The following is a 13322-nucleotide window of genomic DNA, read 5'->3' as shown; positions in this document are numbered from 1 at the left end:
AATCCTTTGTCGTTACAGGTTGATGTATCAGTGTTCGTCGCCGGCATAAGGGTCGGGATGACCCAGCTCTGCAAGCAACGTTCGTTCCAGTGCTTCCATTTCCTCGGCTTCGTCATCTTCTATATGGTCGTAACCGAGCAGATGCAAGCAGCCGTGAATCACCAGATGGGCCCAGTGGGCCTCGCCAGTCTTGCCTTGTTCGCGCGCTTCGCGCTCCACCACCGGGACGCAGATCACCAGGTCGCCCAGCAGCGGGATGTCGAGCAGTTCGTCGGGCACGTCGGCGGGAAATGACAACACGTTGGTGGCGTAGTCTTTCTGCCGCCAGGTGTGGTTCAGTTCGCGGCCTTCGGGCTCATCCACCAGGCGGATCGTCAGCTCCGAATCGGCGCTGCGCTGGCGCAAGGCCAGTTCACACCATTGGCGGAACTGGGTTTCGCTGGGGGCCGGGCATTCGCTGGCCAGTTGCAGGTCGAGTTCAAGCATTGTGGCGGCTGCCCTTGCCTTCGACCGTGTCTTCGTCGGTGCGGCTCTCGAAGCGCTCGTAGGCTTCGACGATACGCTGCACCAGCGGATGACGGACCACGTCCTTGGGCAAAAAGTGCGTGAAGCTGATACCTGGCACGTCCTTGAGCACCTGGATGACATGGTTCAGCCCGGACTTGGTGCCGCGAGGCAGGTCGACCTGGGTGATGTCGCCGGTGATGACCGCGGTGGAGCCGAAGCCGATCCGGGTCAGGAACATTTTCATCTGCTCGACCGTGGTGTTCTGGCTTTCGTCGAGGATGATGAAGCTGTTGTTCAGGGTGCGACCACGCATGTAGGCCAGCGGGGCGACCTCGATGACCTGGCGCTCGATCAGCTTGGCGACGTATTCGAAGCCCAGCATTTCATACAGCGCGTCGTAGAGCGGGCGCAGGTAGGGATCGATCTTCTGGGTCAGGTCGCCGGGCAGGAAGCCGAGTTTTTCCCCGGCTTCGACCGCCGGGCGCACCAGCAGGATGCGCCGTACCTGTTCGCGCTCCAGCGCGTCGACGGCGCAGGCCACGGCCAGGTAGGTCTTGCCGGTACCGGCCGGGCCGATGCCGAAATTGATGTCGTTACCCAGGATTTCCTTCACGTAGCGCTGCTGGTTCAGGCCGCGCGGGCGGATCATGCCCTTCTTCGTGCGCAGGGCGACGGCCGGTTCCGAAGGCGCGGGGTTGTCCAGCTCTTCGACCGCCGACTCCTGGAGGAACAGGTGCACGGTGTCTGGCGACAACTCGCTCCCCTTGGTTTCCCGGTAGAGGCGGCGCAGCAGGTTTTCCGCGGAGGTGGTGTGCTTGGGTTCGCCGATCAGCTCGAATTGGTTTCCGCGGTTGCGGATCTCGATGGCCAGGCGCTGTTCGATCAAGCGCAGGTGCTCGTCGAATTGCCCGCACAGATTGGCGAAGCGGCGAGCCTCAAAGGGCTCGAGAATGAAACGATGAGGTTCGATGGGTGCGTTCAAGGTCGTTTTTAGCCGCCCAGGGGCAATTGAGATGAAACCAAGGATAGCGCCAGTAGGCTGGGTGCGAAAGCTCTTAAACAGGGCAATTCCATTCCTGCGACCGACGTGAACCTGTGGGGAGCAATCTGTGGGAGCGGGCTTGCTCGCGAAGGCGGTGGTTCAGGCCACTCAGTGTTGAGCGCGAAACCGCTTTCGCGAGCAAGCCCGCTCCCACAAGGCAATGATGTAGTTATTGGACCAGCGAGCCGCGCAGGGAGTGCGGTTGCGCGGCGTCGATGTGCACGTCGGCGAACTGGCCGATCAGGGCTGGGGTGTCGCAACGGAAGTTGACGATGCGGTTGTTTTCCGTGCGTCCCTGCAATTCGCCGGGGTCTTTCTTCGAGTAATCGGTCACCAGGATCCGCTGGATGGAGCCGACCATTTGTCGGCTGATCTCGAAACCTTGCTGGTTCAGGCGGTGTTGCAGGGCGTTGAGCCGTTCTTTTTTCAACTCTTCGGGGGTGTCGTCCGCCAGGTCGGCCGCCGGCGTGCCGGGGCGCTGGCTGTAGACGAAGGAATAGGAGAAGTCGAAGCCGACGTCTTCGATCAGCTTCATGGTCTGCTGGAAGTCCTTCTCGGTTTCGCCAGGGAAGCCGACGATGAAGTCCGAGCTGATGCAGATGCCCGGCACGGCGGCCCGCAACTTGCGCAGCTTGGATTTGTACTCCAGGGCCGTGTGGTTGCGTTTCATGGCGGCGAGGATCCGGTCGGAACCCGATTGCACCGGCAGGTGCAGGTGTTTGACCAGCTCCGGGACCTCGGCGTGGGCCTGGATCAGGCTGTCCGAGAACTCCAGCGGGTGCGAGGTGGTGTAGCGGATGCGGTCGATGCCGTCCACCGCCGCCACGACGCGGATCAGCTCGGCGAGATCCGCCAGGCGGCCATCGTGGGTCAGGCCGCGATAGCCGTTGACGTTCTGGCCCAGCAGCGTCACTTCGCGCACGCCGTTTTCCGCCAGGTGGATGATCTCGGCGATCACGTCGTCGAACGGCCGGCTGACCTCTTCGCCGCGGGTGTAGGGCACGACGCAGAAGGTGCAGTATTTGCTGCAACCTTCCATCACCGAGACATAGGCGCTCGGGCCGTCGATGCGTGGTTCGGGCAGGTGGTCGAACTTTTCGATCTCCGGGAACGAAACGTCCACCTGGGGCAGCCTGGTCACACGCGCGGCGTCGATCATCTCGGGCAGGCGGTGCAAGGTCTGCGGGCCGAAGACCACGTCCACGTACGGCGCGCGGTCGCGGATGGCGGCGCCTTCCTGGCTGGCCACGCAGCCGCCCACGGCGATGACCATGTCCGGGTTGGCCAGCTTCAGCTCGCGCCAGCGGCCGAGCTGGGAGTACACCCGGTCCTGGGCACGTTCGCGGATCGAGCAGGTGTTGAGCAGGATCACGTCCGCGTCTTCGGCGCGGGCAGTGACTTCCAGGGCCTGGTGGTCGCCCAGCAGATCGACCATGCGCGAGCTGTCGTACTCGTTCATCTGGCAACCGTGGGTTTCGATGTAAAGCTTCTTGGCCATGGACGGGTCATCACGTGATTCAAAGAACCGCGCATTATAGGGAACAAGTCAGCGGGTTCCTACCGCTGCCGGAGCAGTGGCTATGCTATAGTTTGCGCCCTCATTTTTACCCGCCGATGTGTTTCGCCAGCCATGACCAAACGTGAAGCTCCAATCTACAAGGTGATTTTCCTCAACCAGGGCCAGGTGTTCGAAATGTACGCCAAGCAGATCTACCAGAGCGATCTGTGGGGCTTCCTGGAAGTGGAAGAGTTCGTCTTTGGGGAGCGCACGCAAGTGGTCGTCGACCCGAGCGAGGAAAAGCTCAAGGCTCAGTTCGAGGGCGTGGTACGCAGTTTCGTGCCCATGCACTCGATCGTGCGCATCGACGAAGTCGAACGCCTGGGCACGCCGAAAATCAGCGAAGCCCGCGCTGGGGTGGGCAATGTGATGCCGTTTCCGATGCCGATGCCTGAGAAGTAACGGCTAGACAGTTGCACACAGTCCCTGTGGCGAGGGGATTTATCCCCGCTGGGGCGCGAAGCGGCCCTAAAACCTGACAGCTCGGTATTAGAGGTTGACTGAGTTGACTGCTTTTGGGGCTGCTGCGCAGCCCAGCGGGGATAAATCCCCTCGCCACAAGGGGCCATGGTGGTTTCAGGGCAGCGGCGAAAAAGGCGTACGCCCATCGGCGTTCTGCAGTTCCATCAGGTACTTGCGAAAGATCTGCCCGAGCACCTGGGTGGCCACTTCCAACTCGTCGCGGGGCATTTGCTCGGCGACTTCGTCGGCGGTGTCCAGGGCGTCTTCGGCGCCGTTGACCGCCGCCATCTTCAGGACGATGTAGGCCTGGACATTGTTGGCGGGTACGCCTTCACCATGAAAGAACATGCCGCCCAGCTTGAATTGCGCCTGGGCATGGCCTTGTAGCGAGGCTTTTTCGAAATAGTCGAGGGCTTGCTTGAGGTCGCGCGGCGCAGCCTTGCCTTCGTAGTAGAACTCGCCCAACTCGTACTGTGCCTGCGCATCGCCTGCATCCGCCGCTTTTTGACAGGCGTCGAGGGCCGGTGCGAGATCTTGTGGCTGGGTGTTGAGCGTGCAACGGCCCAGCGCCGGGATCAACAACGAGTTGCCGCCTGCCTGTGCATTCGCCAGCAGGGGCTGAAGGAGCAACAGGCAGCCCAAGGCAAGGGTGCGGCCGGTGCGGTTCATGGGAATCGACTTACCTCTGAGGGGCGCGCGGACCCTCCGGGGGATCCAATAAGCGCGCATTATGAAATAAGCGGGGCCATCCTTACAAAGTCTTTACTCGTTTTTCTGCTGCGAGGGAATGCCAACGGCTGCTTCGCGGCGAAATCCGTAGGAAAAGGATAGGAGGTTGTCGGCAATCACTGACGCCGGCATCAGCCAGCGTCAGTTATCCACAGGCTTATTTCAAGGCTGCGAACGCTCGCTCGGCTGCGTCGAGGGTGATTTTCAGCTCCGCCTCGCCATGGGCGATGGAGGTGAAGCCGGCTTCGAACGCGCTCGGCGCCAGGTATACGCCGCCTTCGAGCATCAGGTGGAAGAAACGCTTGAAGCGATCGGCGTCGCTGGCCATGACGTCTTCGAAGGTGACGATGTCATCGGCACCGCTGAAGTACAGGCCGAACATGCCGCCGGCCTGGGTGGTGACGAACGGGATGCCGGCCGCGTCGGCGCGAACCTGCAAGCCGTCGAGCAGGCGCGTGGTGTAGTCGGTCAGCTCGGCATGGAAGCCCGGGCGACTGATCAGGCGCAAGGTGGTCAGGCCAGCGGCCATGGCCAGTGGGTTGCCCGACAGCGTACCGGCCTGGTAGACCGGGCCCAGTGGGGCGATGCATTCCATGATGGCGCGCTTGCCGCCGAAGCAGCCCACCGGCATGCCGCCGCCGATGATCTTGCCGAAGGTGCTCAGGTCCGGCGTCACGCCATAGTGGGCCTGGGCGCCGCCGAGGGCCACGCGAAAACCGGTCATCACTTCGTCGAAGATCAGCACCACGCCATGCTGGTCGCAGAGGCGACGCAGGCCTTCGAGGAAGCCCGGTGCCGGTGGTACGCAGTTCATGTTGCCGGCCACCGGCTCGACGATGATGCAGGCCACTTCCTGGCCGACGTCGGCGAGCATCTTCTCGACTTCTTCGAGGTCGTTGAACGGCAGGGTCAGGGTGTGCTTGGCAAACGCCGCTGGCACGCCGGCCGAGCTCGGGACGCCTTGGGTCAGGGCTCCGGAACCGGCCTTGACCAGCAAGCTGTCGGAGTGGCCGTGGTAGCACCCTTCGAATTTGATGATGCTGTCGCGACCGGTGAACCCGCGTGCCAGGCGGATCGCGCTCATGGTCGCCTCGGTGCCGGAACTGACCATGCGCACCATCTCCATCGACGGCACGATCGAGCAGACCAAGTCGGCCATTTCGGTTTCCATCGCGGTGGGGGCGCCATAGGACAGGCCGTGGACCAGTTGCTGGCGCACGGCGTCGAGCACCTCCGGATGGCTGTGGCCGAGGATCATCGGACCCCACGAACCGACGTAGTCGACATAGCGCTTGTCGTCTTCGTCGGTCACATACGCGCCTTCGGCGTGCTTGAAGAACAGCGGGGTGCCGCCGACGCTCTTGAACGCCCGGACGGGAGAGTTCACGCCACCGGGAATGTGTTTCTGGGCATTGGCAAACAGGGTTTCGGAACGGGACATGGTTGGGCTCTCGAAATCGAAAAAAAAGATTATTGGGGCTGCAGCAGGGCGTTGAAGGCGCGGGCGCGGCGCGTCACTTCTGCGCTGCTGTCGGCGCCGAACAGGCCATGGACCACGGCCAGCAGGTCGACACCGTGGGCCACCAGCGGGGCGGCGTTGTCCAGGGTGATGCCGCCGATGGCGCAGACCGGAACGTGCAGCCTGGCATGGGCTTGTGCGAGTAACTCAAGCGGTGCGCCGGGGGCGCCGGGCTTGGTGGTGGAGCTGAAGAAGCGCCCGAATGCCACATAGCTGGCGCCTTCGGCGGCGGCCTGCTCGGCCAGCTCCAGGCTGGCGTGGCAGGTGGAGCCGATGATCGCCTTGCTTCCCAGCAGCGCCCGCACCGGGGCCAGCGGGCCGTCGGTCTGCCCCAGGTGCACGCCGACGCCCAGGCGCGCGGCCAGTTCGGCGTCGTCGTTGATGATCAACTGGGTGTTGTAGCGCTCGCACAGGTTGCGCAGGGCTTCGGCTTCGCGCAGGCGACGGGCCTCGTCGCTGCTCTTGTCGCGGTATTGCAGCAGGGCGACGCCACCTTCCAGCGCGGCCTCGACATACGCGAGGAATTTGCCGGCCAGCAGTTGGCCGTCGGTGATGGCGTAAAGGCCACGTAATTTCATTCCACAGGCCTCCGGAGCTAGGAGCAGAAATCCAGCGGCAGGCGACGCGGCACGAACTGGCCTTGGCCCAGCCGTTCGGCATCGCGCAGGGTGCGCCAGGTGTAATCCAGTGCGGTCTTGACGGCGCTGGCGAGCTGTTCGCCCTGGGCCAGGCGGCCGGCCAGGGCGCTGGCGAGGGTGCAGCCGGAACCGTGATAGCTGCCGGGCAGGCGCTGGCAGGTAAAGGTTTCGCGGTGGCCATCGCGGCTGTACAGGCGATTATGGACTTCATGTTCATCGCCGTGGCCACCGGTGATCAACAGGTGCTTGACGAAAGGCAGCAGTTTTTCGGCGCATTCATCGGCGCTGCCCTCGGGCAGTTCGGCGAGGATGCGTGCTTCCGGCAGGTTGGGCGTGGCGATGATCGCCAAGGGCAAGAGGCGTTCGCGCATGGCGTAGCCGACCTCGTCCTTGCCCAGCCGCCCGCCACCGCCGGCGCGCAGCACCGGGTCGCAAACCATGGGCAGGTGCGGGTGCGCCTGGAGCAGTTCGACCACGGTGTCGACCATTTCCAGTGAACCAAGCATGCCCAACTTGACCGCCGCCACCGTCGAATCGTTGAGCACGGCATTGGCTTGCGCCAACACCCAGGCCCGATCGAGCACGCGGAAATCACTGACGTTGACCGTGTCTTGCACGGTCAACGCGGTCACCGCCGGAGCGGCATGACAGCCCTGGGCGAGCAGGGCTTCGATATCTGCCTGCAAGCCGGCGCCACCACTGGGGTCGTGGCCGGAGAGACAGAGGACAACGGGGCGAGAGCTGTAGATATTCATGGTGCGCGAGCTTACCACCAAACCCTTCGATCGGCGCGCACCTGTGACGAGGCCCCGAGGCTTATCCGGTAATCTGACCGAAGCAACAGCTCTATCTCAATGCTTTCCCCTGGAACGCCCGTTCTAGAGCCTTCTGTGGGAAAAATTTCAATGGTGCAAATTGGCCATCAGCGGCTATGCTAGTGATGGATCCAACTCATAACAGGTAATGCCGGTTTTACGTCTACTCAGGGAATGGGGGACTTCCTGACTCAACCGGACAGGCCATGCTGGGGCTTAAATGCGCTATTTGTTGATGTTGTTACTGTGCTTGTCCCCCTTGGCAAGTGCCCTCGAATTCGATGAGTTCACCCAAAACCTGCCCCTGGGCCAAGCCCTGCAAGTGTTCGAGGACGCGAGCGGCAATGCCAGCCTCGATGACGTCCTGGCCCAGGCCGCGGCCGGCGGCTTCAAGCCCCATGACAAAGCTACGCTGAACGCCGGTTATTCGCGTTCGGCGTTCTGGTTGAAAGTCGACCTGCAGTACCGCCCCGCGAACCCGGACGCCCAGCGCACCTGGCTGCTGGAGTTGGCGTATCCGCCGCTGGACCATCTCGACCTGTACCTGCCCGATGCTGCCGGGGTGTATCAGTTGGTGCGCCGCACCGGCGACGCGCTGCCTTTCGCGAGTCGTGAAATCCGCCAGAACAACTACCTGTTCAGCATCGATTTCAAGCCCGAACAGCAGCGCACCGTCTACCTGCGCCTGCAAAGCCAGGGGTCGATCCAGGCACCGCTGACGTTGTGGTCGAGCACTGCCTACCTGGAGCAGCAGCCGGTGCGCCTGTACGTGCTGGGGATCATTTATGGCGTGCTGTTGGGGATGCTGGTCTACAACCTGTTCATCTACTTGAGCGTGCGGGACACCAGCTACCTCTATTACATCGTTTACATCGCTTCGTTCGGTCTCTACCAGTTGTCGGTCAACGGCGCGGCCGTGGAGTATTTCTGGCCGGACGACCCCTGGTGGGCCAACGCTGCGACGCCCTTCTTCATCGGCTGCGCAGGCCTGTTTGGCAGCCAGTTCGCCCGCAGCTTCCTGCAAACCGCCCAACATAGCCGCTGGCTCGATCGGCTGCTGTTGGCCCTGATCGCCTACAGCGCCGTGGTGGTCGGCCTGTCGTTGATGACCAGCTATGCCCTGGCGTTGCGCCTGGCAACGGCACTGGCGCTGGTCTTCACCGTGGTGATCTTCGCCGCCGGGCTGTTTGCCTGGTGGCGTGGCTTGCGGGTGGCGCGGTATTTCATCATTGCCTGGTCGGCGTTTCTGCTGGGCGGCGTCGTCAATACGCTGATGGTGCTCGGCTACCTGCCAAACGTGTTCCTGACCATGTACGCCAGCCAGATCGGTTCGGCCATCGAAGTGGCGCTGCTGTCCCTGGCCCTGGCCGACCGTATCAATGCCATGCGCGAGCAGCAGGCTCAGATCCTGCTCGACGCCGGGCAAAAACTGGAAGTGCTCAACCAGCAACTGGCCCAGGGCAACAAGCTCAAGGATGAATTCCTCGCGACCCTGACCCATGAACTGCGCACGCCAATGAATGGGGTGATCGGTTCGTTGGAGTTGATGGAAACCGTCGAGATGGACGAGGAGATGACCCAGTATCAGCAGACCGCCGCCGGTTCGGCGCGGGACATGATGCGCATGGTCAACGGCATCCTCACGCTCACCGAGCTGCAGGCTGGCAAGCTCAAGGCCTGTCCGGTTCCGTTCAGCTTGCGTGAGGTGATCGCGGCATTGGAGGTGCAGTTCGGGGCCAATGCGGCGGCCAAGGGGCTGGATTTCAAGGTGGACGTGGCCCCGAGCCTGCCGGATCGGCTGCTGGGCGACCGTTGCAAGCTGGCCCAGTGCCTGGAGTGCCTTCTGGACAACGCCATCAAGTTCACCCGGGTCGGTGGCCTGGCGTTGCGCGTCAGCGGCCGGTCGACGCAGCTCGATGGGCTGGTGTTGTCGTTCGCGGTGATCGACACCGGTATCGGCTTTACCGACCTGGGTGAAGCGACCCTGTACCAGCGATTCTTCCAACTGGACGGCTCGATGACCCGCGAATACGGCGGCCTCGGCGTGGGCCTGGCCATCTGCCGGCAACTGGTGGAGTTGCTCGGCGGGCGCCTGACCCACACCTCGGAGCCGGGTCGCGGCAGTCGTTTCCAGTTGGACGTCGAATTTGATGTCGCCTTGCCCGCGCCTGATCCGTCATCGCTCGCGTTCGGCGAACGCCAGGGCGCGCGCTTGCCCCAGGACTGCACGGTGCTGCTGGCAGACGACAACAGCATCGATCAGTTGGTGATGCGCGGCATGCTGCTCAAGCTGGGTTACCGAGTGCGAACGGCCGACAGCGGCCGCGCGGCGCTGGAACTGTTGCAGGGCGAGAGTTTTGATGCCGTGTTGCTTGATTGCCAGTCGCCACCTTTCGACGGCGTGTCGGTCTGCTGCCAGATTCGCACGCTGCCCGGTTGCGAGGAGTTGCCGGTACTGGTGGTCAGCCCGAACCTGGGGCATGAGCGCTGCCCGTCGGGCGCCCTGGTGGATTACCTGGGCAAACCGGTGAAATTCGAGGCGCTGCAGGCCATGCTCCAGCGGCGGGTGCTGTGTCCGAAGCAGGGTGAACGCGCCGACATTTAGGCGCATATGACACTTTGTTCGGCCGGGAGGCGGTGCTTAACTGAACCTCTGCTGGCTGACCAAGGAGCCCCGTCATGAACCTGCACCAGTTCGCCGAAACCCACGACGTCACCAACCAGCCACCGTCCCTGGATGGCGCCAACCTGTATCGCATCGACCTGCCGCTGCAGCAGTGGGCCCTGCGTTTTGGGGCGGGCTGGGCGCAGGCGCGGATCGATGCGTACGGGGCGCTGGCCGGCGGGCCGCTGATGGAGGCAGGGTTCCTGGCCAACCAGAATAAACCGGTCTTTGCCAGCCATGACCGCTACGGCCACCGGATCGACCTGGTGGAGTTTCATCCGGCCTATCACCAGTTAATGCGCACAGCCGTCGAGCATGGCCTGCCCAGTTTGCCTTGGGCCCATCCGCAGCCTGGCGCCCACGTGGCCCGTGCGGCGATGACCTATTTGCACAGCCAGGCCGAGGCCGGTACCGGCTGCCCCCTGACCATGACGTTCGCCAGTGTCCCGGCGCTGCGCTTGCAGCCTGACCTGGCCGAGCGCTGGCTGCCGAAGGTGCTCGCCACCGAGTACGACCCGCGCAACGTCGGCATGGCCCACAAGGCTGGGGTCACCCTCGGCATGGCAATGACCGAGAAACAGGGCGGCACCGACGTTCGGGCCAACACCACCAAGGCTTTCCCGGTGGGCCCCAGCGGCCCCGGCCAGGCCTATGAGCTGGTGGGTCACAAGTGGTTCTGTTCGGCGCCGATGTGCGACGCCTTCCTGACCCTGGCCCAGACCGACAAGGGCCTGACCTGCTTTTTGCTGCCACGCCATCGCCCGGATGACACCCGTAACCAGTTCTACATCCAGCGCCTGAAGAACAAACTGGGCAACTGTTCCAATGCTTCCAGCGAAGTGGAGTTCCGCGGGGCGTTGGCCTGGATGATCGGCGAGGAAGGGCGCGGTGTGCCGACGATCATCGAGATGGTCGCCATGACTCGTTTCGATTGCATGGTTGGCTCCAGCGCCCTGATGCGCCAGGCGCTGACCCAGGCCAGCCATCACTGCGCGCATCGCAAGGTCGGTGGCAAGCTGTTGAGCGAGCAGCCACTGATGCAGAACGTACTGGCCGACCTGGCGCTGGAAAGCGAGGCCGCGCTGGCCTTGAGCCTGCGCATGGGCCGGGCGCTGGACCACTTGAGCGACGACCACGAGGCCCGGTTCGCCCGGCTGGTGACGGCGGTGGGCAAGTACTGGATCTGCAAGCGCGCTCCGGCGATGATCAACGAGGCCGCCGAGTGCATGGGCGGCGCCGGTTACGTCGAGGACAGCATCCTGCCGCGCCTCTACCGGGAGGCGCCGGTCAACTCGACGTGGGAAGGTTCCGGCAACGTGCAGTGCCTCGACGTGCTGCGAGCGTTGTCGAAGGAGCCGGGCGTGTTGGAGGTGCTGTTCAACGAACTGGGTGACGGACACGGCGACCGGCGCCTGGCGGACCATATCGGTCGGTTGCAGGCGGCGTTTAAGGACACCGACGACATTCAGTACCGCGCCCGGCAATTGACCGAAGACATCGCCGTCGGCCTGCAAGCCAGGCTGTTGCTCGAAGCGGGCAACAGCGACGTCAGCGATGCCTTCATCGCCAGCCGCCTGGGTGCCGCGGGCCGTGCCTACGGCACCTTGCCTCGGGGCTTGAATGTCGAAGCGATCGTGACGCGCTCCACCCCGCATGGCTTTTAGACACAACGCTTAACCCTGTGGGAGCGGGCTTGCTCGCGAAGACGGTGTGTCAGACAACATCGATACTGAATGTGCCGACGCTTTCGCGAGCAAGCCCGCTCCCACAGAGGGCGCAGTGATGCTCGGTCATTACGCCACTGTTCCCGTCGGGCGGCGATGCAGGCAAGATGAGGGCCTGCAAGTCAGAACACAGGAAGCTGATCGTGACCGAAGCGTTTATTGTCGTTCAAACCGCCGAACAAGCCGTGGATCGTCTGGCGGCCCTGCACGAGCGTGCGACCACCGCGCTGAACCAGGCGCTCATGCGTTATCTCAAGGACCGTATCGAGCCGGATGCCGAGCAACGTGCGCTGTTTCGCTACCCCGCCCTGCGCCTGACCTACCACTGCCACGGTGAAGTTCCGCAAACCACTCGCGCCTACGCCAAGGTCCAGCTGCCGGGCACCTACTGCGTGACCGTCACCCATCCGGCCGCGTTCCGTAAATACCTGCTGGAGCAACTGGTCCCGCTGATGCACGACTTCACCGTCACTGTCGAAGTGGGCGTCAGCGAGCAGAACATTCCTTATCCCTACGTGGTGGAGCAGGGCGACGAGCTGGCGGGCTCCGGCGTGACTGCCGCGGTGCTGGCGCGGGTGTTCCCCAGCACCGATCTGTCGGCCGCCACCGATGGCATCGCCGACGGCCTCTACGACTGGGAAAACACCGACCCGCTGCCCCTGGCGCTGTTCGATGCCGCCCGGGTGGACTTTTCCCTGCGTCGGCTGGTGCATTACACCGGCAGCGACTGGCGCCATGTACAGCCCTGGATCCTGCTGACCAACTATCACCGCTATGTCGACCAGTTCATCGTCCATGGCCTTGAGCAACTGCGCAGCGACCCGCGTTTCGTGCGCATGGTGTTGCCGGGCAACGTGATCATCGACAAGCACATGGACCACAGCGAAGCCTCGGCCATCGCCGCCGGGGTGGTCTGGCACCGTTACCAGATGCCCGCCTATCACCTGCAGGCCAGCGATGGCCACGGCGTCACGCTGGTGAACATCGGCGTCGGCCCGTCCAATGCCAAGAACATCACCGACCACCTGGCGGTGCTGCGCCCGCATTGCTGGCTGATGATCGGCCACTGTGGCGGGTTGCGGCAGTCCCAGACCATCGGTGACTACGTGCTGGCCCACGCCTACATGCGCCGTGATGGCATCCTCGACCGAGTGGTGCCGCCGAATATCCCGATCCCGGCCCTGGCGGAGGTGCAACTGGCGCTCCAGCAGGCCGCGGCGAACATCACCGGGGAAAAGGGCGACGAGCTGAAGAAGCGCCTGCGCACAGGCACCGTGCTGACCTACGACGACCGCAACTGGGAACTGCGCTGGGCCCAGGAACGGCCCTTGATCAACCTGTCTCGTGCCGTGGCGGTGGACATGGAAAGCGGCACCATCGCCGCCCAGGGCTATCGTCTGCGGGTGCCGTACGGCACATTGTTGTGCGTTTCGGACAAGCCGCTGCACAGTGAGATCAAGCTGCCGGGGTCGGCCAACGCGTTCTACGAGCGAGCGGTCAACCAGCACTTGAAGATCGGCATCGCGGCGCTGGACCTGCTGCGCACCGAACTCAATTCGCTGCATTCGCGCAAGCTGCGCAGCTTCGACGAGCCGCCGTTCCGCTGATTCGACGGTGGTCATTTGACGGTCGGGCCACTAGCATGGGTGGCCCTGACTGTTAG

Annotated in this window: 11 protein-coding genes; 4 read left to right on the top strand and 7 right to left on the bottom strand. The window is 63.5% G+C overall.

Annotated features, from left to right (window positions below; genetic code table 11):
* Window positions 1-27: 27 nt before the first annotated feature.
* The 3 genes from ybeY to miaB form a co-directional block, all read right to left on the bottom strand.
* Complete coding sequence (gene ybeY, locus V5F23_RS24420; protein WP_042732441.1) at window positions 28-486, bottom strand: rRNA maturation RNase YbeY; 459 nt, start codon at window positions 484-486, stop codon at window positions 28-30.
* Entirely contained in the window at window positions 479-1489 is a 1011-nt protein-coding gene (locus tag V5F23_RS24415) for a PhoH family protein (RefSeq protein ID WP_212803059.1), read from the bottom strand. Before V5F23_RS24415 ends, ybeY begins: the two co-directional genes overlap by 8 nt.
* 229 nt (window positions 1490-1718) lie before the next feature.
* Window positions 1719-3047 (bottom strand): tRNA (N6-isopentenyl adenosine(37)-C2)-methylthiotransferase MiaB, encoded by a 1329-nt coding sequence (gene miaB / locus V5F23_RS24410; RefSeq protein ID WP_042732439.1) that lies wholly within the window; start codon window positions 3045-3047, stop codon window positions 1719-1721.
* Window positions 3048-3179: 132 nt separating this feature from the next.
* On the opposite strand from miaB, the gene V5F23_RS24405 reads away from it, so the two are divergent.
* Window positions 3180-3509 carry a DUF1820 family protein gene (locus V5F23_RS24405; RefSeq protein WP_047736335.1) on the top strand — a complete coding sequence of 110 codons (330 nt, stop codon included), beginning with the start codon at window positions 3180-3182 and terminating at the stop codon, window positions 3507-3509.
* A gap of 174 nt (window positions 3510-3683) precedes the next feature.
* Here the strand turns inward: V5F23_RS24405 and V5F23_RS24400 are convergent, their stop codons facing one another.
* The 4 genes from V5F23_RS24400 to V5F23_RS24385 form a co-directional block, all read right to left on the bottom strand.
* Window positions 3684-4238: a tetratricopeptide repeat protein gene (locus tag V5F23_RS24400; protein ID WP_042732295.1), complete on the bottom strand. Its 555-nt coding sequence runs from the start codon at window positions 4236-4238 to the stop codon at window positions 3684-3686.
* 217 nt (window positions 4239-4455) lie between these two features.
* Window positions 4456-5739, bottom strand: coding sequence for a glutamate-1-semialdehyde 2,1-aminomutase (gene hemL / locus V5F23_RS24395; RefSeq protein WP_042732296.1), 1284 nt, complete (start codon window positions 5737-5739; stop codon window positions 4456-4458).
* A gap of 29 nt (window positions 5740-5768) precedes the next feature.
* Entirely contained in the window at window positions 5769-6395 is a 627-nt protein-coding gene (gene thiE, locus V5F23_RS24390) for a thiamine phosphate synthase (RefSeq protein ID WP_042732297.1), read from the bottom strand.
* 17 nt (window positions 6396-6412) lie between these two features.
* Window positions 6413-7210 (bottom strand): hydroxymethylpyrimidine/phosphomethylpyrimidine kinase, encoded by a 798-nt coding sequence (locus V5F23_RS24385; RefSeq protein ID WP_047736333.1) that lies wholly within the window; start codon window positions 7208-7210, stop codon window positions 6413-6415.
* Between the two features lie 280 nt (window positions 7211-7490).
* On the opposite strand from V5F23_RS24385, the gene V5F23_RS24380 reads away from it, so the two are divergent.
* From V5F23_RS24380 to amn, 3 genes are all read left to right on the top strand, one after another.
* Complete coding sequence (locus tag V5F23_RS24380; RefSeq protein WP_338496848.1) at window positions 7491-9875, top strand: 7TM diverse intracellular signaling domain-containing protein; 2385 nt, start codon at window positions 7491-7493, stop codon at window positions 9873-9875.
* 74 nt (window positions 9876-9949) lie between these two features.
* Window positions 9950-11599 (top strand): acyl-CoA dehydrogenase family protein, encoded by a 1650-nt coding sequence (locus V5F23_RS24375; protein WP_042732664.1) that lies wholly within the window; start codon window positions 9950-9952, stop codon window positions 11597-11599.
* A gap of 167 nt (window positions 11600-11766) precedes the next feature.
* Entirely contained in the window at window positions 11767-13266 is a 1500-nt protein-coding gene (gene amn / locus V5F23_RS24370) for an AMP nucleosidase (RefSeq protein ID WP_161796129.1), read from the top strand.
* Window positions 13267-13322 lie beyond the last annotated feature (56 nt).

Origin of the sequence: Pseudomonas sp. WP18, assembly GCF_036689585.1 — a bacterium.
GTDB classification, from domain to species: Bacteria; Pseudomonadota; Gammaproteobacteria; order Pseudomonadales; family Pseudomonadaceae; genus Aquipseudomonas; species Aquipseudomonas chlororaphis_E.
The sequence above is the reverse complement of the archived record's forward strand: the minus strand, read 5'-3'. Positions and strand labels throughout refer to the sequence as shown.

Excerpts from the sequence above, each read along its gene's own strand:
- ybeY (WP_042732441.1), bottom strand. The coding sequence starts at position 486 with ATGCTTGAACTCGACCTGCAACTGGCCAGCGAATGCCCGGCCCCCAGC.
- miaB (WP_042732439.1), bottom strand. The coding sequence starts at position 3,047 with ATGGCCAAGAAGCTTTACATCGAAACCCACGGTTGCCAGATGAACGAG.
- V5F23_RS24405 (WP_047736335.1), top strand. The coding sequence starts at position 3,180 with ATGACCAAACGTGAAGCTCCAATCTACAAGGTGATTTTCCTCAACCAG.
- V5F23_RS24400 (WP_042732295.1), bottom strand. The coding sequence starts at position 4,238 with ATGAACCGCACCGGCCGCACCCTTGCCTTGGGCTGCCTGTTGCTCCTT.
- hemL (WP_042732296.1), bottom strand. The coding sequence starts at position 5,739 with ATGTCCCGTTCCGAAACCCTGTTTGCCAATGCCCAGAAACACATTCCC.
- thiE (WP_042732297.1), bottom strand. The coding sequence starts at position 6,395 with ATGAAATTACGTGGCCTTTACGCCATCACCGACGGCCAACTGCTGGCC.
- V5F23_RS24385 (WP_047736333.1), bottom strand. The coding sequence starts at position 7,210 with ATGAATATCTACAGCTCTCGCCCCGTTGTCCTCTGTCTCTCCGGCCAC.
- V5F23_RS24380 (WP_338496848.1), top strand. The coding sequence starts at position 7,491 with ATGCGCTATTTGTTGATGTTGTTACTGTGCTTGTCCCCCTTGGCAAGT.
- V5F23_RS24375 (WP_042732664.1), top strand. The coding sequence starts at position 9,950 with ATGAACCTGCACCAGTTCGCCGAAACCCACGACGTCACCAACCAGCCA.
- amn (WP_161796129.1), top strand. The coding sequence starts at position 11,767 with ATGAGGGCCTGCAAGTCAGAACACAGGAAGCTGATCGTGACCGAAGCG.